General features: G+C 57.8%; 22 protein-coding genes and 2 pseudogenes. 16 read left to right on the top strand and 8 right to left on the bottom strand.

The genetic code is table 11. The annotated features are described in order from the left end of the window. Entirely contained in the window at positions 1-855 is an 855-nt protein-coding gene (locus ACG873_RS21680) for a universal stress protein (RefSeq protein ID WP_394887506.1), read from the top strand. Between the two features lie 171 nt (positions 856-1,026). Here the strand turns inward: ACG873_RS21680 and ACG873_RS21675 are convergent. Further along, a pseudogene (locus tag ACG873_RS21675) lies at positions 1,027-2,485 on the bottom strand (TrkH family potassium uptake protein). Between the two features lie 629 nt (positions 2,486-3,114). Between ACG873_RS21675 and ACG873_RS21670 the strand changes: the two are divergent. Then, positions 3,115-3,348, top strand: coding sequence for a hypothetical protein (locus ACG873_RS21670; protein ID WP_394887504.1), 234 nt, complete (start codon positions 3,115-3,117; stop codon positions 3,346-3,348). Positions 3,349-3,397: 49 nt separating this feature from the next. Here ACG873_RS21670 and ACG873_RS21665 read toward each other — a convergent pair whose 3' ends face one another. Continuing rightward, the gene (locus ACG873_RS21665; protein WP_394887502.1) at positions 3,398-3,667 is read right to left on the bottom strand and encodes a hypothetical protein; all 270 of its coding nucleotides are present in this window, start codon (positions 3,665-3,667) and stop codon (positions 3,398-3,400) included. A gap of 205 nt (positions 3,668-3,872) precedes the next feature. Between ACG873_RS21665 and ACG873_RS21660 the strand changes: the two genes are divergently transcribed. Then, positions 3,873-5,177 (top strand): mechanosensitive ion channel family protein, encoded by a 1,305-nt coding sequence (locus tag ACG873_RS21660; RefSeq protein ID WP_394887500.1) that lies wholly within the window; start codon positions 3,873-3,875, stop codon positions 5,175-5,177. Positions 5,178-5,551: 374 nt separating this feature from the next. Here the strand turns inward: ACG873_RS21660 and ACG873_RS21655 are convergent, their stop codons facing one another. Further along, positions 5,552-6,007: a hypothetical protein gene (locus ACG873_RS21655; RefSeq protein ID WP_394887498.1), complete on the bottom strand. Its 456-nt coding sequence runs from the start codon at positions 6,005-6,007 to the stop codon at positions 5,552-5,554. Between the two features lie 431 nt (positions 6,008-6,438). On the opposite strand from ACG873_RS21655, the pseudogene ybaL reads away from it, so the two are divergent. Continuing rightward, a pseudogene (gene ybaL, locus ACG873_RS21650) lies at positions 6,439-8,198 on the top strand (YbaL family putative K(+) efflux transporter). Between the two features lie 87 nt (positions 8,199-8,285). Here the strand turns inward: ybaL and ACG873_RS21645 are convergent. Next, positions 8,286-8,846 (bottom strand): hypothetical protein, encoded by a 561-nt coding sequence (locus ACG873_RS21645; RefSeq protein WP_394887496.1) that lies wholly within the window; start codon positions 8,844-8,846, stop codon positions 8,286-8,288. Between the two features lie 264 nt (positions 8,847-9,110). Between ACG873_RS21645 and ACG873_RS21640 the strand changes: the two genes are divergently transcribed. Beyond that, entirely contained in the window at positions 9,111-9,563 is a 453-nt protein-coding gene (locus ACG873_RS21640; protein ID WP_394887495.1) for a GFA family protein, read from the top strand. Positions 9,564-10,020: 457 nt separating this feature from the next. Here ACG873_RS21640 and ACG873_RS21635 read toward each other — a convergent pair whose 3' ends face one another. The 4 genes from ACG873_RS21635 to ACG873_RS21620 form a co-directional block, all read right to left on the bottom strand. Beyond that, positions 10,021-10,587, bottom strand: a complete 567-nt coding sequence (locus ACG873_RS21635) for a recombinase family protein (protein ID WP_394887493.1) — start codon at positions 10,585-10,587, stop codon at positions 10,021-10,023. Positions 10,588-10,972: 385 nt separating this feature from the next. Then, a complete protein-coding gene (locus ACG873_RS21630; protein WP_394887491.1) occupies positions 10,973-11,338 on the bottom strand; it encodes a hypothetical protein in 366 nt (121 codons plus the stop codon). Next, on the bottom strand, positions 11,313-12,002 hold the full coding sequence (locus ACG873_RS21625) for a hypothetical protein (protein ID WP_394887489.1): 690 nt from the start codon (positions 12,000-12,002) through the stop codon (positions 11,313-11,315). Before ACG873_RS21625 ends, ACG873_RS21630 begins: the two co-directional genes overlap by 26 nt. A 48-nt stretch (positions 12,003-12,050) precedes the next feature. Continuing rightward, the gene (locus tag ACG873_RS21620) at positions 12,051-12,482 is read right to left on the bottom strand and encodes a hypothetical protein (protein WP_394887487.1); all 432 of its coding nucleotides are present in this window, start codon (positions 12,480-12,482) and stop codon (positions 12,051-12,053) included. Between the two features lie 428 nt (positions 12,483-12,910). Here ACG873_RS21620 and ACG873_RS21615 point away from each other — a divergent pair, with 428 nt between their 5' ends. The 11 genes from ACG873_RS21615 (at position 12,911) to ACG873_RS21565 (ending at position 19,636) form a co-directional block, all read left to right on the top strand. Next, on the top strand, positions 12,911-13,459 hold the full coding sequence (locus tag ACG873_RS21615; protein WP_394887486.1) for a hypothetical protein: 549 nt from the start codon (positions 12,911-12,913) through the stop codon (positions 13,457-13,459). Between the two features lie 523 nt (positions 13,460-13,982). Beyond that, a complete protein-coding gene (locus tag ACG873_RS21610) occupies positions 13,983-14,258 on the top strand; it encodes a hypothetical protein (RefSeq protein ID WP_394887484.1) in 276 nt (91 codons plus the stop codon). 1 nt (position 14,259) lies between these two features. Further along, a complete protein-coding gene (locus ACG873_RS21605) occupies positions 14,260-14,631 on the top strand; it encodes a helix-turn-helix domain-containing protein (protein WP_394887482.1) in 372 nt (123 codons plus the stop codon). Beyond that, positions 14,624-15,649, top strand: a complete 1,026-nt coding sequence (locus ACG873_RS21600) for an ImmA/IrrE family metallo-endopeptidase (protein ID WP_394887481.1) — start codon at positions 14,624-14,626, stop codon at positions 15,647-15,649. The genes ACG873_RS21605 and ACG873_RS21600 overlap by 8 nt, the downstream gene beginning before the upstream one ends. Beyond that, positions 15,649-16,362, top strand: coding sequence for a C1 family peptidase (locus ACG873_RS21595; RefSeq protein ID WP_394887480.1), 714 nt, complete (start codon positions 15,649-15,651; stop codon positions 16,360-16,362). Before ACG873_RS21600 ends, ACG873_RS21595 begins: the two co-directional genes overlap by 1 nt. Beyond that, on the top strand, positions 16,313-17,131 hold the full coding sequence (locus tag ACG873_RS21590; protein WP_394887478.1) for a hypothetical protein: 819 nt from the start codon (positions 16,313-16,315) through the stop codon (positions 17,129-17,131). The genes ACG873_RS21595 and ACG873_RS21590 overlap by 50 nt, the downstream gene beginning before the upstream one ends. Before the next feature lie 41 nt (positions 17,132-17,172). After that, positions 17,173-17,442 (top strand): cell division protein ZapA, encoded by a 270-nt coding sequence (gene zapA / locus ACG873_RS21585; RefSeq protein WP_394887477.1) that lies wholly within the window; start codon positions 17,173-17,175, stop codon positions 17,440-17,442. After that, on the top strand, positions 17,423-17,959 hold the full coding sequence (locus ACG873_RS21580; protein WP_394887475.1) for a hypothetical protein: 537 nt from the start codon (positions 17,423-17,425) through the stop codon (positions 17,957-17,959). The genes zapA and ACG873_RS21580 overlap by 20 nt, the downstream gene beginning before the upstream one ends. Continuing rightward, on the top strand, positions 17,960-18,625 hold the full coding sequence (locus tag ACG873_RS21575; protein ID WP_394887473.1) for a dCTP deaminase: 666 nt from the start codon (positions 17,960-17,962) through the stop codon (positions 18,623-18,625). Further along, complete coding sequence (locus ACG873_RS21570) at positions 18,626-19,042, top strand: hypothetical protein (RefSeq protein ID WP_394887471.1); 417 nt, start codon at positions 18,626-18,628, stop codon at positions 19,040-19,042. Positions 19,043-19,045: 3 nt separating this feature from the next. Beyond that, positions 19,046-19,636, top strand: coding sequence for a hypothetical protein (locus ACG873_RS21565; protein ID WP_394887469.1), 591 nt, complete (start codon positions 19,046-19,048; stop codon positions 19,634-19,636). The last annotated feature ends 154 nt before the right edge of the window (positions 19,637-19,790 follow it).

Below are 19,790 nucleotides of genomic sequence, written 5' to 3'. Positions count from 1 at the left end.
ATGTCGAAACTGATCGCGCTGGTAGACGGGTCGATCTACTCGAAGAGCGTTTGCGACCACGCAGCCTGGATCGCAAAGCGCACAGGATCGCCCAACGAGATTCTTCAAGTCCTCGGCCGTCGCAAAACCGCAAGCGCGCCGGCGGATCTAAGCGGGAGCATCGCGCTCGGCGCTCGAAGCACGCTGCTCGCTGAATTGAGCGCGCTCGACGAGCAGCGAGCAAAGCTCGCGCAGAAGCGTGGCCGCGCAATTCTTGAGGACGCCCAGGCTGCGGTCGAGGCTTCCGGCGTCACAGATGTTGCGACCAGGCTGCGGCTCGGGGATATCGTCGAAACGATCGCCGAGATCGAAGCCGATGCCGATATGGTGGTGATCGGCAAACGTGGCGAAGGTGCCGATTTCGCAAAGCTGCATCTGGGGTCGAACCTCGAGCGCATCGCCCGTTCGAGTCGTAAGCCCATCTTCGTCGCATCACGAGCCTTCAAACCCATCGAGAGCTTTCTGATCGCCTTCGACGGCGGCGCTAGCAGCTTGAAGGCTGTTGACCACGTCGCTCGAATCCGGTTGTTCGAAGGCCTATTCTGTCGGCTTCTGATGGTTGCGCAAGACACGCCAGAAGCCCAAAAACGGCTCCAGGATGCAGGTTCCATTCTTGAGGCCGGCGGACATTCCATCGAAGCCGACATCGTTGCGGGTCAACCCGACGCTGTCATTGCCCGGATGGTCGAGACCGAGGGCGTCAACCTCCTGGTCATGGGAGCCTACGGGCACTCGCGCATCCGCAGCCTTGTCATCGGCTCTACGACGACCGAGATGATACGGTCGTGCAAAGTGCCGGTGATGCTTTTCCGTTAGGGGCGCTGCCGAGCCTGAGACGGGTGCGCTCAGGCATCGGGACATGCTGAAGCAGCCGCATGAGTCGACATCGGCTATCGCCTGGGCTGCGACATCTGATTAGTTATGAACAAAGGTCTGAGATGGATTGTTCTTTTGGTTGCCTGGCAGAACCGCGGCGCACCCAAAACTTCAACCGCGCCAAAAAGTGGGCGAAAACACAACGATGACAGCCAGAATTTCGAGGCGGCCCAGCAACATAGTCACTGAACAGATCCATTTCGCCGCGTCGGGCAGCGTCGAAAAATTGCCCAACGGCCCGATCACTGGCCCGAGGCCTGGACCGACATTGGTGAGCGACGACAGCGATCCCGTCACTGCAGTAATGAAATCGAGTCCCGTCGCGCCCAGAAGCACGGTGATGATTGCCCAAAGGACGAAAAACGAGGCAATGAACAGCACCACAGCGCGTTGCATGTCGTCGCCGACCGTGCGCTCGCCATAGCGCACCGGCAAGACCGTATGCGGATAGACCAGGCGGCGCAGACCATTGCCCATCAGCTCGAACAGGATCAGGAACCGGTAGGCCTTTATGCCACCTGTCGTCGAGCCCGAGCAGCCTCCCAGAAAAGTCGCCACGAAGATGCAGGCCACGGCAAATGGCCCCCAGCGCGTATAATCGTCGCTGGCAAAGCCTCCGGTCGAGATGATCGAGACGAAATTGAACGCGGAATGGGTCAGCGCGTCGAGGAACGGCATGTCCAGCTTGACCCGCAGATAGATTGTCACTGCGAGCGCAAAGACGACGGTATATCCGGCGAAAACCCGTATCTGCGGGTCGCGCAATGCGTCGAAGCGGCCGCGAAAGGCAAACAGGATTATGATCGAGAAGGGCAGCGAGCCGATGAACATGAAGACGGTCCCGGTCCACAGTATGCCCGGCGATCCCGAATAGCGGATGAAGGACGTGTCATGGGTCGAGAAACCACCCGTGGCGACAGTCGACATAGCGTGGTTGATCGCATGAAACGACTCCATTCCGGCCGCCGCGTAACAGAAGCCACAGGCTACGACGAGCACCGTATAGATGCCGATGATGCCGAGCGTGAAGGTCTGAAAGCGTTCGAAAGGTCGGTCCTCGATATCTGAGGACTCGATCTTGAAGTACGAAACGCCACCGATATTCAGGAACGGGAGCAGAAAGAGGCCGAGCGCGATCACACCGATGCCGCCCATGAAGCTGAGCAGTGAGCGCCACATCAGCAATCCCGGCGGTGCTGAATCCAACCCGTTGATGATCGTCGACCCGGTGGTCGTAATGCCGGAGACCGACTCGAAAACAGCATCCGTCAGGCTGAGATCAAGCGAGGAGAAAAGAAACGGTACGGTGCCAGCGACCGCCATCGTCAGCCAAAGAAGGTTTACCAGAAGAAACCCGAACCGGGTGGTTACCGGCGGCGGGGTGCCATGTGTAGCCAGCGCCACCGCCAGTGACAGCCCGCCGGCGAAAAAATGCCGAAAACGCAAAAACCGGCCAATCCTCGTGGCCATAATAAAGGTCGACCGCAGCGGGAATGAGCATCGCTGCCGAGAGATAGAGGGCAAAGACAGCTGCGACGTGGACCGCCGCGCGAATGGCTGCTCTATTCACAAGATACCGCGCGGTTGTCGTGGAAGGATGGCATCAACCTGCGCAAACTGCATTCGATTGCGTTGGCCTGCAAGTATGCGCCTCCATTTGATATGATGACCATGCTGCTTGTGTCCGTGCCAATCTCTTTGCGGTAACGCAGATCTATCATGATCTCGGCTGAAAAAAAGCGCGGATGGCGAGCGCTACCTCGCCACCTCGGTATGGTGCTCCCGACTGTTCGACCAAATCGGTTTCCGTCAGGCGGTTCGTTTGCGACAGACGATGCCAGTTGTCGAACACCGGATCAGTTATTCGGTAAGGAAATACCTAAAAGGCAGGCAGGCTCATAAGCAATGCGGTGGGCGCTTCGAGAGAACATTCTAGCAACCTAAACCGTTAAAAAGTGGAACTAACTAATAGCTGGCAAATTGAACGTGCATGAGACGGCAATCGTATCACGCCAGGGCATCCCGATTGGTTCGGCAGCAGATGGGCAACCTCCAATCGCACCCGTGCTTTGCCGTGCCTAAAGCGGCGTCTGCCGAACACCGGCGCAAACTGCAAGAATTGGATCGGGTGGAGCGGAAAGAATATGGTCGTGGCGGGGATCACCAGCCCCGCGCTCCTCAACAGGGAGAGGGAATATAGTGAATGACGACCCGTTGAAGACGGCAGAGTATCAGGATGGGGATATCACCATACTCTCCAGAGCGCCGCTAATTGGGACCTTGGAGCTGACGGATGACGATGGCGAGCCTATCGAACTGCAACTGGATCGACGGACCGCAGAAGCCTTGATGGCAGCATTAACAAAATTTCTCCTGACGGGGGAGGGCGAGGACGCACCACCGATCCCCGCCGATCGCGACGCTTTAGAATAAGGATTGACCCCACCCCAAAGCCTTCGTGAGCGACTCTGTCGCAGCTCCTCTAGGCGGCGCGGCCGGCAACGTGTCGTGGCGTCATGTTCAGAGTGTCAGCGCCCGCTCGTTCGTCGAAAACGACCGTACAGCCTAGCGCGATGGCAATCTCGGATATTGCTTCTGCCATCTCCTCGTCAGGGGTGACAAAATCCCCTGAGATTATCCGGAGTTCTTCGACCGCCTTGGAGGTCGACAGCAACGACCCTGCGCATCTGCTATGGGCGCAAGCCTTCACGACGGAAATTAGATCGGCTCCATCATAGTGCTTGTTGTCCATGACGGCTCTCCATTAGTCGAGCCCCTTCGATCCCCTCAACCTTTTGCTTGCGGAAAGAGTTCCATAGCGCCTGAACCGAGCATCGCCCTCGGACCGGTTCCTGATGGGCCTCCCACGTTAGATCGATGGATCGATGTCGCAATCCCGGTTCTCTTCTGGCTAAGCTTGCCGATCACAATGCGTGCGCCATAACGGTTGTGTGGAAATGGATTTTCGCAACGCCGTCGATGAAGCGCTGGTGTGGGCCCGCGGTTGGTTCGACTATGGCGGCGCGCCCTGGTTCTTCTATCAGACCGGTATCATCGTTGGGCTTTTTCTGGCGGCAAAGCTCACTGCAAGTCGCATCGAACCGCTTCTGGAAACCCGGGCGCGCCAGATCAAAGGACATCCCGGGCTGCTGCGGGTCGCGGTTGCACTGTTACGGCGCACCGACTGGCTTCTTTTCACGGTTTTTCTGCTCGTTGCCCTCGCTCTCTTGCGTGGCGTCACTTGGCCGAGCAGGAGTTATATCATTTCCATCGCGTTGGCGCTGTCACTAGCCTGGCTGTTCGCTTCGGTGCTCTCGCGCATCATCCGCAATCGGCTGGCGGCGCGCACTCTTGGTTGGCTTGCCTGGATCTATGCGGCCCTTGTCATCCTTGGCATCAGTGACGACGCGGCGGCATTCCTGGACTACTTCGCTTTGCCTCTGGGCCAGATTCGCCTGTCGGCCCTCACGGTGTTGAAGGCGACACTGCTGCTGACCGCGACCGTCTGGCTCGCTGTGGTTGTTGGCAGGTATCTCGACGAGCGCGTTCAGAGTTCGGAAGAGCTCACACCGTCGATCCGCGTCCTGATAGGCAAGTTCGCAAAAATCGGACTTGTGCTGTTTGCCGGTTCGGTTGCGCTTTCTTCAGTTGGTGTTGATCTCACGGCATTGACGGTGTTTTCCGGGGCCGTCGGCCTTGGCGTGGGTTTCGGACTGCAAAAGGTCGTTTCGAATTTCATTTCCGGCGTGATTATCCTGCTCGACAAATCGATCAAGCCGGGGGACACGATTTCACTCGAAGATACCTTCGGATGGATACGCGACCTGCGGGCCCGTTTTGTCTCAGTGGTGACGCGGGACGGCCGCGAATACCTGATCCCGAACGAGGACTTCATCACCCAGCGGGTGATCAACTGGACCTTCCGCGACGACCTTGTACGGCTCGACGTGGAATTCGGCGTTTCTTATGACGCGGACCCGCATAAGGTCAGCCAGCTAGCGATACAGGCCGCCTTGACCGTCCCGCGCGTGGAAGCGGATCGACGGCCGGTCTGCTGGCTCACGGCCTTCGGCGAATCCTCGCTGGATTTCGTCCTGCGCTTCTGGGTCCATGAGCCTCAGCAGGGCCTGACCAACGTGCGCGGAAAAGTGCTGCTCGCGCTGTGGGATACGTTCAAGGAGAACGGAGTTGGCATCCCTTACCCGCACCGCGAGATTATCATGAAGCAGGGCTCCCAATCTCGGCCGGTTAACACTGGCTGATATGGCGGGAATTCACGTTGATGGAAACGTTCGAGTGTCAAACCGAATGGGCATCAACGTGATGCCATGATCCTAGTCGGACATTCCTGACCCGATTTTCTTCGCTGCAACCAGTATTCTTAACCCTTTCGAGCCCTCCCGCAGCCTATATCCGTTCCCAAAACCGGACATTGAGCGCAACCAGCGCTCGTGCACCATCGGTGACCTCCGCCGTCCGCGTTGCGAGTGACCGCTTAGGCTCCCAAAAACACGTTCATTTCCTCGCGTGCCTCGCGTAAACGCTGACCTTTGTCTGCTCTTCCCTTCGGCGGGCGGCCCAAAGGCAGACCCGCACGGTAGCGCCCGGCATCTGAGGCAGAGCACTACACCAGCAATCAACCGTTCAGATCCCGGGTGGTGACCAAGATGCTGCGAGGTCTGCCCGCGTCTTTGTCATACACCCTGCCAGCAGCTTCAACGACGTCGTCAAAAGCTGCTGCTAATTTCTGGCTAAGAGAGCCCTTCAATCCGCGTGGGTTAGCGTAATCCTCGATAGCTTCGGCGCTAACGGTCACATGCACTTTCCCGAACTGCTCGTCCCAACACTCAAATGTCACATCGCCATTGGAGACATGTGGGGCCGATATGGGTCGAAGCATTAACAAATCCTTCCCTGAAGGAGGGCAACAAAACATCATCTCCGAGGCGTCGCAATGGTCCGAATGCCGAAGCCAGCGCTGCGCACCCTCGACACCCGCTGCGCGCGCCCGCCGGAGAAGAAGGCACACGCTGAACTGCTCACCCCGGAGCACCGGGCCCTGGCGGCTACCGTCCTGCGTCGTGCCGGCCATCACGCCTCTTCTCCGATCATATCCGGGAAAGGAAGGACGGCAGTGATCCCCTCAATGTCACAACGGGCAATGCCTCTGCGGTTGGCAAGGATGGCGGAAAGGAGATGCGGCTTGTTGATGATTGCGGTCGTCCAAGATTGCCCAAGCCGATACAGCAGTGGAGAGCACTCCCAAACCCAAGTAGGTCCAGACTGCATTCACATTCCAGCCAAAGTCGAGGAAGCAGGCGCTGCGAACAACAAGAAGCCGGACCAAGCTGACCCTCTTCAAACGTCCAGGTGCCTTGGGGGTCTGCTGTGCGGCCTGAAGGCGACATATGCTTCGGCACGCTTTTGCTAAAGATGTTGAGACCGCCGCGTCTTAGTCCATTATCTGTGGGTTCGTGCCACGCTTGACCAGAGCGCCAGGTGGCCGGAACTGGATTGGGAGAGATGCCTCACGCGCCACTTATCGCCACCCTTGTCGCCGGCCTCGGACTTGCCTTCATTCTCGGCACGCTAGCGAACCGACTTCGCCTATCACCGCTGGTCGGCTACCTCGTGGCTGGTGTCTTGATAGGCCCGTTCACGCCCGGCTTCGTTGCCGACCAAGCACTGGCGCGCCAACTCGCCGAACTCGGCGTAATCCTGCTGATGTTTGGCATAGGACTACATTTCTCGTTGAACGATCTGCTCTCGGTAAGAAAGATCGCGCTTCCTGGCGCTGTCGGTCAAATGGCAATAGTGACGATGCTCGGGCTCGTCGTGACGCAGGCGATCGGCTGGCCGATCGGAGCCGGAGTGGTGTTTGGGTTGGCCCTGTCGGTTGCAAGTACGGTCGTGGTTCTGCGGACGCTGCAGGAAAAGCGGCAACTCGAAACGGATGGAGGACGCATCGCAGTCGGCTGGCTGATCGTGGAGGATCTCGCCATGATCCTAGCGCTCGTACTGTTACCGGCCTTCGCCGGGGTTCTCGGCGGCAATGCCAACCAGGCGAACACTGCCGGCGGCGGCCTGTTCACGTTCTCTGAGCCGCATACTGTCTGGGGTGCGCTCGGACTTACGTTAGCCAAATTGGCGGCCTTCTTCGCGATTATGGTTATCGTTGGCCGGCGTGTCATCCCGTGGATACTTCACTACGTTGCTCACACGGGTTCACGAGAACTTTTCCGTTTGGCCGTCCTGGCGATTGCTCTCGGTGTTGCTTTTGGAGCATCCGAACTTTTCGGCGTCTCGTTTGCACTTGGCGCTTTTTTCGCCGGAATGGTCCTTGCCGAATCCCAGCTAAGCCAAAGCGCCGCTCAGGAAACGCTTCCACTCCGCGACGCATTCGCCGTCCTGTTCTTCGTCTCGGTCGGCATGCTGTTCAACCCCATGATCCTGGTTGAGCAGCCGCTGCTCGTCGGCGCGACATTTCTGATCATCGTCATTGGCAATGCCACAGCCGCATCGGCCATCGCATTCGTGTTCGGCTATCCGCCCTACGTGGCCCTGACACTTGGCCTAAGCCTAGCACAAATCGGCGAGTTCTCCTTCATCCTTGCGGGGCTGGGTGTCGAGCTCGAACTTCTTCCCGAGGCGGGACGTGACCTGGTGCTCGCCGGCGCGATCCTCCGATCCTCATCAACCCGCTCCTATTCGCGGGCTTGGATCGGCTGACGCCGTGGCTCAAAGCACGAGAGCGAACCATTGCGGCACAAGAAGGTAGAGCCGAAACACCCGAGCTCGGAATTTCCAATCTTACCGACCATGCCGTGCTTGTCGGCCATGGTCGGGTTGGCAGCCTGGTTGCAGAGACGTTGCAAAAGGCAAGGCAGCCCTACTTGGTAATCGAGGAACGGCAGGCAATTGTAGATCAACTCCGCGCAAGCGGCGTTGATGTCATTTCGGGAAATGCCGCCCAGCCGGGATTACTTGAGGCTGCCAACGTCGCCTCAGCCCGATGGTTGATCAGCGCCATCCCAAATCCGTTCGAGAGTGGCAATCTCATCGAGCACGCCCATGCCGTCAATCCGAAGCTCGAGATCATCGCCCGCGCTCATTCCGATGCTGAGGTGGATTACCTGAAGAAGTTCGGCGCGAACCTGATCATCATGGGCGAACGGGAGATCGCGCGAGGCATTTCGGAGCACATTCTGAGCCAGATCGATGCCGCAACGACCCCCGTCATCGACCAAAGCCAAAACGCGCGCCACGTCGAATCGAACCAGTGATGTGCACGGACCAGCTCTGGATCGTTATTGTCCACATTCCGAGCTAAAGCAGTCGCTCGTATGGTCTTCACCGATGTCCGACTAGGGTCAATATTTCGCATTGGCGAACGTTCCGGTAGCGGACCAAGAGGTCGCTCGTCCAAGAATTCGGCATACACACTCCGGGAAAGCCGTCGTTTGCTGGCGGTGACGCGGGTCCGGGGGCCGGCAATCCTGCGAACTTTGCGACCGCCCCCGGGTTAACCATAGAGAGATCGAGGGATGAACCTTCTCCATCGGCGTCACGTTCCGCCGAACGCGCTGGCGTAACCTTCTATGCCGCCGGCCGAGCCTTCGAACCGGAGCTCGAGCGGCGCAGTCATGCGCGTGGCAACAGTTCCGTTCTTGTGGAAATTCCTCTGGATGATCGGCAGATTGCCCGCTTGGTGCTTCGCGCCCGGTATGGTCGCCGGTGCTATCGCCGCGGCTGGGCTTGCCTGTTGCACACATGCTTGGGCCGGCGTCGGTCAGCATGCGATCGAGCATCATCTCGATCGGTGCGCCGAGTTCCTCAACCATCATGGCCGCGCTACGCTCGATCACCATATCGCAGGCGGCCCGAAGATCTGTCTTTGCGAGTTCGACAGCATTCGTCTTTTCGTCAGTCATTTCGGATCTCCAAAATTGTTGCGGTTTATGAGACCTGAGGAATGCCGCGGGTCTAACGAGCGAGGCGGCCTGGACCGATCACCCCCCATTGGAAACTCTTTGTGCGAACGGAGTTGCGCCACCAAGCGCGCGGCCACCCTGCCCGCTGGTTACCGATCGAAGAGACTGGCTATTGCTCGCGGCAGCACCCGCGGCAAAAGCAAAGCAAATGGCGTTGGGAACGGTTGTCGGACGGCCACCGTTGAGCGCGGAAAGGAGCACGATATGTCCTACCTACATCCCGTCAAACGCGAAGGCGGGTGCCTGTGCGGCGCCGTCCGTTTTCAGGTGCAAGGCCAGCCGCTGAGAGCGGGCCTTTGTCATTGCCTTGATTGCCGCAAGGCCAGCGGGTCCTTCTATTCGGCGTTTGGGATATGGCCTCGAAGCAAGTTCCAGGGGACTGGTGAGGTGGGCAAATACAAGGGCCGCAGCTTCTGCAGGGAATGCGGCGGCCGCATTTTCTCGCTCCGCGACGACGAAGCCGAAGTGATGCTTGGGAGTCTGGATCAAGCGCCGAGCGACATTGCGCCCGACCATGAGATTTGGATTGAAAGGCGGGAGGAATGGCTGGAGCCTTTACCCTGGACGGTTCAATTCCAGCACGACAGGGAGCCGGTGCCTGAATCGCCGGTTGAGGAGGACGAGGCCCCGCCAGTGGAGCAACAACCCGGAACGTAGTACGCTGCTGACCCCTACATCGCCTGCGTTCCAGTTCCGTTCCTTGGCGTGTGGATAACTCGCAGGATATATCCACAGTTGTCTGCGACGTTCCGCCTTCGTGCCCTATTGCGTTCGCGTTGACTGCGGTCGCGGGCAGCGGAATCTGAGCAGTCATGCCTGACACCGTCATGCTTCCTCCCGGCCGCGCCCCAGGCCGCGCCATGAGGCGCGCGGGTCGCTTGAAGAAATTTTGTGCGCAGCCCGCGAACAACACGGCCTGGAGCGGCTGGATCAGATCAAGTTTGCTGCTCTTGAGATGGGGGGCCACATTATCCTGGCCTCGTGGACCTCAACGGCCGAGATCGAGGCGCTTTTGCGACTTTTGTGTTCACCGCTCTTCTGGACCGGCCCTAGCGACCGCGCATCACGCACGTCGGGAGCCCAAGAGTTCATTTCTTCGGAGTGATGCCCTCGATCAACCTGCGAGCGCGCGATAGACGCTTCGTTCGCTAATCTTCAAGGTGGCAGCGATGTTCGCGCGGGACATACCTTGATTGTCGAGTTCCCTAACCCTGTCCCGCTGGCGCATGGCAGTGGGCTGCCTGCCCGGATACTTGGCCTTGTCACCCTTGGCGGCGTCGATACCGATGCGCTGCCTTTCCAGCATAACCGATCTCTCGAACTCAGCGAAGGCACCAAACATCTGGAGCATGAGCTTCCCAGTCGGTGTCTTGGTGTCAAGGACCCCGCCATTGAAGTCGAGGATGCGAAGGGCTACCCGACGCCCCTCGAGTTCCTCCACGATGGCGAGGAGTTGCCGCACGTTGCGGGCCAGCCGGTCCATCTTCGTGACCGTCAGCGTGTCGCCTTCTTCAAGACGCTCCACCAGCCGATCGAACTGTTCGCGCTTGCCAACCGCCGAAGCATGTTCTCGGTACACCCGTTTGCAGCCCGCAGCCTCTAGCGCTGCAATCTGGGCGTCTAGACCTGCGGTCTGATCGGCGGTCGACGTACGAGCATATCCGAAGTTCATCGCGGTCATTCTCCTGCCATTAGGGTATGTGCCCTATCCGTAGCTGTGCCAAAACTCGGCGTCAACCCATGTGGCAGGAATTCCGCCGTCATTTCGGCCCGCTCGCAACCTGACGTTAGGCCTTGCCCTATTGGCAGGCAGGCACGCCAGCGACAATTCGAATGAGCGAATTTGGCTGTAAGCGGTCGATCCACAGCGAGTGCCGCTATGACCCCAATGGGGCCGACTTCAGACCGTCCGGTTTCGGGGACTGGGGATCAATAAGCTGACGTTGAGCGCTCGGTAACGAAAACGGTCCGCTCCTAAAAGAAGACCCTCGCTTAATCTCGGTGAGCCTGTCACCTGAGTTCTGCGGCTCCTAAATTGATGAAACGGATCATCACCCGGCCAATACCTATGCCGGGGTACCGAACTGCGTAATGGGTGCTTGAAATCGCCGTCGCTTGACGACCCCGATAAAGTCGTATGGTTCTGAAGTTCGTGGCATAAACCAATACAAGACCAGAATTTCATCCTGACCCCCCTGATCAAGCGCACTCTCTGCGCAAGTCATGAGGTTGTGCTCAAATTGCCCCGGGGGCACTGGAGCGCCGACCGCGACGGCGATTGTCTGCATCTTCTTGAGCACGCCGAATGTGATCCGGAATGAAAGAAAAGATGCGGCTTTCCGCTCTTCTTTCTCATTCCCTTTTTCATCAATCTCTCGATCTGTTTCTGTTGAGAGATGTTGACGTTCAGCAGGCGATGACCGAAGCGTCATCGCTCCATTTCACCTGCTCGCGAACATCGGCTTGGGGCAAGTATTCTCGTACTGTGGCACTTAGCCGAGCTTCTAGCCAGTCCGCCCGCGCTCGCTCGGCGGCCTTCTTGAGCGTTGGCACTTTCCCGCAAAGGCTTTCGACAATCTCTGCGAGATGAACACCTACTATCTGAGGTCCGACACAGAAAAAGCTGCGATCGTTCAGCTTAATGAGCGGCCTGCGTTGAATCGGGTTATCAAGATGCAGGTGTTGAAGGTCCGCCTCCGTAACCGCACCGAAATCGAGCGACAACTGCCAGAGCACAGAGATGATCGACCGTCTCTGTCCGATCGGCGCAGTTGCGACCAGCTCAGCATAGGAAAACGTGAAAAGGCTCATCCAGCGTTGTTCGTTGATGTTCCACAACAGTTCGAAGAGTTGTTGCCGGTCATGTTGGACCACAGCGGCACGGGAAGAAATCTTTGCCCGCTCATCTGGTTCGAGGTTCCGGATGAATGCCTCAAGCATCGCCCTTTCGGAGTTTTTCCGAGTCATCCAGGCGCGCATATCTTCCAAGTGAGCCTGAACCCGGCTTTCACAAATGTCGATGATCGCCGAAAGTGCAGCAACGACTTCTGTCGCGTCGCAACCATAGTGATGCCGGAAAGACCCATTGACCGACATTGCTAGCTCTGAAGCATACTGCCGAGTTTGAAACCCCTGCCGCGCCCCCTAACTGCAAGCGTCCAGCGTCGGATCAGGTTCAACATTTCCTGTTGACGGTTTTTCGGCTGTGTCGGGCGAAACCTTGCTTTTCTCTTGATCCTGATAGGCCTTTGCGTTTTGCCTAATAAGTCTGGTGATACGCTCAGTAACGGCCGGATAATCGGTGTTAGAATCGCAGGCGATGTGCTTGCGTGACAGAGCCAGAGCCTGGATTAGCTCAAGATGAAAAAGCTGCAGATCGGATTCGTCTACTCGCTTTGAGGGATTCAAACCGTGAATAATCACCGACATAGAAGCGCGGGCGAGAAATTCTAGTGCATCGACGTTGGTCGTCTCTTCTACGAGAGCAGCTAGCGTCTGTAGAAAATGATCCGTCGCGACGCTTCCTAATAGATGCGCGGCAGCTACTTCTTCATCACTTCGCTCGTTCGAGTCCATGGTAAAATTTCTCTGCGGCCTGTGTCGCGAGGGTGGCATCATGCGATGAATCCTGAACGGGTAGAAGCTCTTCCCAGGCCATCAAATTTGCGAATGAACGCGCTCTGCAAGGCAGCATCTTTTAGAAGCGCTCGACCATATTCATCAATGTAAGTCTTTATCGCGTCCTGCCGCACGTCGCAAAAGACAATCTTTCTTGTTGCATCTACGGCGCGGGTGCCCGTACGCCGAATCGCCGACAAGCGTATCCGCCCCGATCAGCACACCCCTGTGTCACGATCGATAAGCTGCGCAAATCACGGAGGCGCGCAGGGGGCGTCCATTGTCAAGATGGTGTGGTATTACCACGCCGTCTTTGCGAACAGCGCGAAGTGCTTCAGTGCTTCAGATCATGCTAAACAGAGCAGGCTAAATTTGGGAGGCGCGGGATGGGCCAGCTGGTCATTGAAACGCATTGGGAGAGATTGGTTCGTCGCTCCAATCACCAGTTTATCCAAGCAGAAGAATGGCTGGTCAACGCAACTGCCGCAGGTGATGCCTATGCGGCTCAGGACGCAGCATATGAGGCCCTTCGAACAGGCATGTCTGCTGCGATCTTTCTTTATCATTTCGCGGAGGTTGCGTTTGAGCGGAACGCGGTGAACCCACACCCTGAGAGTATCGCTGCGATGCGAGCCCTCATCCAGGCCAATTCTCATTCAGTCACGGGAGATGCTCGTCCTGACGACCATCGCATCCTGGGTGGCCTCGCAAACGCAGTGAAGCATGCGGAGCTAAAGGACCCGAACATCATTGAGGTACCGCATACCGGAGTCGTAGTGCGGATTTCCCACGGCAAGCCGGTTGCTTTCGACGAAGGCCGTGCAAACGGCACGCCACAGGTTGTGGTAGTTGCGACCGGTGGCGATCGATCTCTGCGAGCGATCATCGAGAACGTCAGCAATGGCTGGAATATGATCCTCGGGCTGCCGGTTTAGCAGCGCTTGTTCTCGGGTCGATCTGATCAAAAAGGGACCTCGGTCTGATTTTCGCCGACGGGCGGCATGAAGATCACGCCTTGGCGCTGGATAAGCTCAATTTGCAGTATGTCGAAGGTGAGCACCCCGCCGTTCTGCCTTTTTGGAGTCTCCTAGCGCTGATCTTTTTCGGCGTTCCGAGTCGGTCGCGCCTGTCAGCATCCCTGCCTTTCTTCGGTCCGGCCGCCATTCCGATAGGGTGTCGACTTTAGGGGCTACAAGATCGCCCGCAGTGACGGATCTGTAGGCACGAAGCCATTGGTTACATTCGCGGCCGTGAGCAGACAGCCCGCTATTGAGGCCATTGCCCCGGATAGCTGCCAGTACATGTCAAGCCAATGCGCGGCATTTTCTTCACGGTGAAACCTGAGTCCCGTCTCGCAAGGCAGCGAACCTTCCGCGAAGATCTTTTACGGCGGCTATTGTCTGATTTTCAGACATATGCTAGACCCGCGTCGGATCAGTAGACATTGGAGGTATGATCATGTTTCCTGCTCGCGCGTTCGAAGACGCCATCCGAAATGAAATCAGTACGGCGCTTAATGACCGCCCTGCCCCGCGCCCGGCGTGGGAGCCTGCGGTCGACTCGCTCGTGATGGTTCGGGTCGTTCTGCGGCTCGAGGAGGAGTTCGCACTCGATCTCCCGGACGACGTAATGCCAGCTGGTGGCTTCAGCAGTGTGGAGCACTGCGTCGTGACCGTCATGGAAATCTGTCGCGAGCTATGGCGCGTGAGCCAGCGTGAAAGCGAGGAGGCGTAATATGGCCCGGACCCCCGTCGGATTTGCAGGTTCAAACTCCGAGGCCGTTCAGCTCGGCAAGCGCCTCAAGGAAGCGCGCGAATATGTGGGCATTACGCAAGAAGAAGCCGCGAGCCATCTGAAAGTCCGCCGCTCGGCAATTTCGGAAATGGAGGCAGGCAAGCGGGGAGTCGGCGCCCTTGAAATGAAAAGCTTGGCCGCTCTCTATGAGCGGCCGACGTCTTGGTTTACCGGCGAAATTGAGCACCACGTGCCCGAGGACGTCGCGTTTCTGGCGCGCACGGTGAGCGATCTATCGGAGAACGATAAAGGTGAGTTGGCAAGCTTCGCCGAATTCCTGCGTTCTCGGTCGAAGGTGAACAAGAATGGCTAGGGCGCCCACACGCGATGCAGTACTGAAAGGCATGCGGGCTGCCCTGCGCCTGCAGCGTGACCTCGGCCTGGATCAAGGCGCCGCGCGAGGGAATCGCGTGGACGTCTTCGGTGCAATCCACAGACAGAATGTCCCCTTGCTGTTTCGCAAGCTCGAACCGCTGCTGGGGGCTTATCTGCGCGAGCAAGGTAATCCAGGAATCATCCTGACAACGCGTCGCCCGCTTGGCCAACAGCGCTTTACCGCGGCTCATGAACTCGGCCACCATGTGCTAAACCATGATCCCCACGCTGACGATGACAGTATTCTGCGCCGGTCGCCGGATCATGCTCGAGACTACATAAACCTTCCGCCGGCAGAGCAGGAGGCTGATGCCTTCGCCTCATACTTCCTTGTGCCTGACTGGTTGATCACGACACTGATGCAGCGTCAGCATTGGACGCCGCAGCATCTTCAGCATCCTGACATCGTCTACCAGATGGCGTTACGTGTTGGCGCAAGCTATCGCGCGACCCTCTACGCTCTGGTGCGCAACAGGGTTATCGGGGCTGGTATCCGGCAGCAACTTCTCAAGTCAAAGCCTGCGACGATCAAGCGCGCACTCGTGCCCGACCATCCAATTGAGTCCACGCAAAACATCGATGTTTGGCACTTGTCGGAGCGAGACGAAGGCACGGTAATTGAAGCCGGCTTGGACGACTTATTCTTCGTCAAGCTGCGGGAAGACAGTAACGCCGGTTACGTCTGGAACTTCGATGAACTGGAAAAGGCTGGTTTCGCGATCCTCAAGGATGGTCGCGAACACGTCGCTGAGGGAGTCGTTGGCGCTCCTACGATCCGACATGTGCTCGCGCGTGCTTCCGGCGCGACCGCGCACGGTGTCTACACGTTGTCGGAACGCCGGCCGTGGGCGCCGGAGGACGATCCCAAATATTGGTCGTTCGACTATAGGCCTGTCTATTCGCACGATGCCGGGCTGTTTCGCCCCTCGTTCAGACACGCGGGCGGTGCGCGCTAATGTTGAATGTCGTCGCCGATCTGAGAAGGCAGCTTGAGCCGGTCCGCGATCAAGGTCGCCGCCCCACCTGTCTGTCTTTCGCGGCGAGCGCGACCCACCGTGCAGCACATAACCATCCAAGCGAGTTGTCTCCTGAATGGCTCTACTACCACGCAACGCGACGTGATGGCCTGGAGCCGGATCAAGGCTCGACGATCGAAGCAACCTGTGCGGTGATTTTGAATGACGGCCAACCCGATGAGGTTTTCTGGCCTTATCAGGGTCGCGACGTTTTTCCCGGCCCCTATCAGCCGCCTGGCCAACCCCCGGTCGTCGTCCGCTGTGAAACCGGCCAACGCAGCGGCAATGCTGACCGCTGGCGCTCTGAGATCAATGCGGGCTCGCCCGTCGTGATCACCTTGTTTATTTCTCCCGCGTTTTATCACCCGGCCCGATTTGTTGGACCGGAAGCGCTGATGGCAGAGGATCTCATTCCGATTGATCCTGCACTGGCGCATGCGGTCGTCCTGGCCGGATACGGTGACCTGAGTGGCGTATCGCATTTCCTGCTCCGCAACTCCTGGGGGCCGAGTTGGGGATGGGCTGGATATGCCTGGATCCCCGAGACTTATCTCACCCGCCGTTTTGCAAGCGCCTTTGTCATCCAACATGGAGCATCCGACGATGTACAATCCCATGAAGCCCGCACCCACCCCCGTCTCCGCGTGGGTTAGGGCTGCCCGTCGGCTCAAGACGGATGGCGATCAACACGGGCTTATGCTGCACATTGAGGATCCAGTTGGATTCTTGCCGGGAGAGGACGAGATCGTGTGCAATGTCGACGCGTTCCTGCGCGATCATGACAAATGCAGCGTGAGCACGGTCACAAATACGATCTTCCCCGCCGCCCTTGATAGAGGCGATGGCATCAAAGCGCTGACGGAACGTTACATGCAGGTCTATGAGCGCCGCATGCATCGTCAGGGCGAATGGGGTCGTTATTTTCAGCGTATGGTCGCTTGGCCGAAAGGCAGCGGCAAGGCTGCGGGCACCGTGAATCAGCTTTCCGAGAATATCGAAACGCTCCGGGCGATGAGAAGCGGAGAAGCTAAGTTTTTCAGCAACGTGACCGAGATCGCACTCTTCGATCCGGCTCGCGATCTACGCAAGAAAATGAACAGGCAATGCTTGAGCTTCATTGAGTTGAAGCCCGAGCGCAACGGGAATACGTGGCGGCTCAGCATGATGGCCGTCTATCGCAACCATTACTATGTCCAGCGCACGCTTGGCAATCTGATTGGCCTCGGACGCCTGCTGCAGTTCATCGCCAACGAAGCGGGTTTCGACATTGGGACGCTAACAATCCAATCCACGCACGCGTGCCTTGATCCGGACCTGCAACGCGGCGAGGTTTTCGATCTTATAGAAGCTTGTGACGCCCCCACTTCCCCCACTACCTCTTTGAACCGCAACAGTGTGCAACAACGGGTTGACGCTCGATAATCTGCGCCCTGCGAGCGCCACAACGACAAAGGAGTGATCCTATGAACGACGCGAAGCATCCAGCCTTTGAGGATATCGGGCAGATCGAAGTCGACTTTCTGGGCCAACGTATCGTTATCGGATGCATTGAGGGAGAAGAAGAAAAGGCTCTCCGGCTTGCCAAGCGTTTTGAAATTGACGCCGGCGAAGTGACTAAAGCCGTTTCCGCGGAGATCGAGCCCATCCAGGCCATGTTAATGGCCGGCATACTTGCATATGAGCAACTTGAGCAAGCGGAGGCGGGCTACAACGATGGCGTCAGTCACAGCTAAGCATCGAAAGGCAAGTCCGAAGGCGCCCCGCATTTCGATGCGGGCTCGTCAGCGGGCACAGTATGAGCACGATTTGCACAATCACTTCGATATTTTGTCGCTATCGCGCTCGGAACGCCTCAAGCATTACGGGTTGCATTTCGCGAAATATGCGGGACGGTTTGCCCGAGGTGATGCCGAAGTCAAAACCAGAAAGGAAACGCTTGTCGACGCTTTCCTCGTTGTTCTGAGCGCTGCGAATGCGCTTAATCAAGCGTTGCCGGACGTAGAAGTCGGACAGCCGATCGTCGAGGCACCCTCAGACCTTTCCTTCACAGACCATGCTGGACGTTTCGCCGACGCATGCGAAAAAATCGATCATCTTGAGGAATTCCGTTCGATCGCTCTTGCTGCAAATGCCGCGCTCTCAGAGTGGATCATCTGCAGCGCGGTGGCCACTGGTTTCGATCTCGACGCCCTGGTAGACGAACGTCGCTGGCAGCTGGCGCGTAGGCAGGTTTACGGCCAGGAGACATAAATGTTTCTATCGGGTGACCTCCTTGCCGCTCAAGGTGGCGACTGGATTACACCATTCGATCCGGCGCGGGTTGATGGCGCTGCCTATACTCTACGGATTGGTGATGAGGCGTTCGTTAGCCCTGAAGGTCGAGACACCCGCAAGCCGGGCCTAGTTCAACGTCTTGAGCACAAGGCGGCCGTCTTGATCCCGCCCGGGCAGTTCGCCTATCTGACCACGCGAGAGTTCGTAACACTCCCGCATAACTTGCTCGGCTTCATCAACATGAAGAGTACGCTAAAAAACAGCGGCCTCGTGAATGTAAGCGGGTTTCACGTTGATCCGGGGTACAAGGGAAAGCTTCTGTTCGCTATCTTCAACGCGGGACCGCAGACAGTGACGGTGCGTTGCGACCAGGACGCATTCTTGATCTGGTTCGCGCGTCTCGATGGCGCAACGGAAAAGTATGCCCGGAAAAAACCCGGATTTCGGGAAATCGACACGACACTGATGGGGTTACTCCCGACGGAGACCGCATCGCTTAACTCGATCAACAAAAGGATGGATCAAATCGAGCGGCGCATTTCGTACGCCGTCGGTATACTGTCACTTGCTGGCGCGTTTGCAGTGGCTGCGGTCTCCGGCCTGGTTGCGAGCTTGGCTTTCAAGGCTTTAGGAGGATCGTGAATGGCCGACGCATATGTTTTCAATGGACACCTCAATAGCGACGATCTCGAAACAATCGAGGTGATCTTGCAAGCAGCAGGATACGATCCACGATACGATGTTCCGGATGATGTTTCCTCGGTCGACCCGCACACTGACATCGGCGTTGTCGGGCTCCCAGCCGCGCCAGAAGACGTCGGTATCATTGACGCTCGGACGATGGCTTTTGCCGGCGCTGGCATTCGGGTCGTGGCGATTTGGTTGCGCGCGGACGAGGGCGGGACAGGCGGTGTCCCTGAATCGATCGGAAAATACGCCACCACAGTTGACAGCGGTTCCGACGCCTTGACGCCGACGCTGAAGGGCGAGACGGAAATCTGGGAACAGCGCGGCGGGGAGAAGAGGCCAAAACCTCGCACCAAACGCAATAAGTGCTGAGCCGTGAGCCGAATCTACTCCTATGTCGTCGAACATGACCTTGGCTTTGCTCCGAACCCGTTCTGGGGAGTATGTACGCTAGCAAACTGCAAGCCGATAATCCGAAAGTTTGCCAGCGCAGGCGACCTCATAATCGGAACAGGCTCGGCAGACCTGCAGGCTACTGACCGCCTCGTCTACTGGATGCGAATATCGGAAATCACCTCGTTCGACGGCTATTGGTCAGACCCGCGCTTCATACGCAAAAAGCCAAACATGAACGGCAGCATGATGCATCGCTATGGCGACAACATCTACCATACCGGTGGCGACGGCATATTCCAGCAGATCGACTCTTTTCATAGCGAGGACGACGGCAGTCTGAGTGTGGCAAATCGGGAACGCGATACCGGCACGACGGAAAAGGTCATGCTTGCGACCGACTTCGCATATTTCGGGAAGTCGGCTCCCGTCATCCCGGAAGACGTGCGTTTTTTGATCAAAAAAGGTCCAGGCCACAAATGCCGGTTTTCAGACGAGCAGCGGGTCACCATCGAGGCTTGGCTGGCAACGTTGCTCGAGCGTGGGTATGTAGGTGAACCTGGGGATTGGTGACGCTTAACCGCTTTGCCGGTGCCGGATACGGCACTTTGATTGACCGAGTGCGTTGCTCCATTACGTGTGACTGGAAAGCAACAGCACGCCTAAGTTCAGTCTCTGCGATTCCTTACGCCACGATCATCTGGCAATCTTCTCCCGCGGGGGATTC

The organism is Allomesorhizobium aridi, from assembly GCF_043769475.1.
Lineage (GTDB): Bacteria > Pseudomonadota > Alphaproteobacteria > Rhizobiales > Rhizobiaceae > Allomesorhizobium.
Note: the sequence above shows the minus strand (reverse complement) of the source record. Positions and strands in the feature narration are given on the sequence as shown.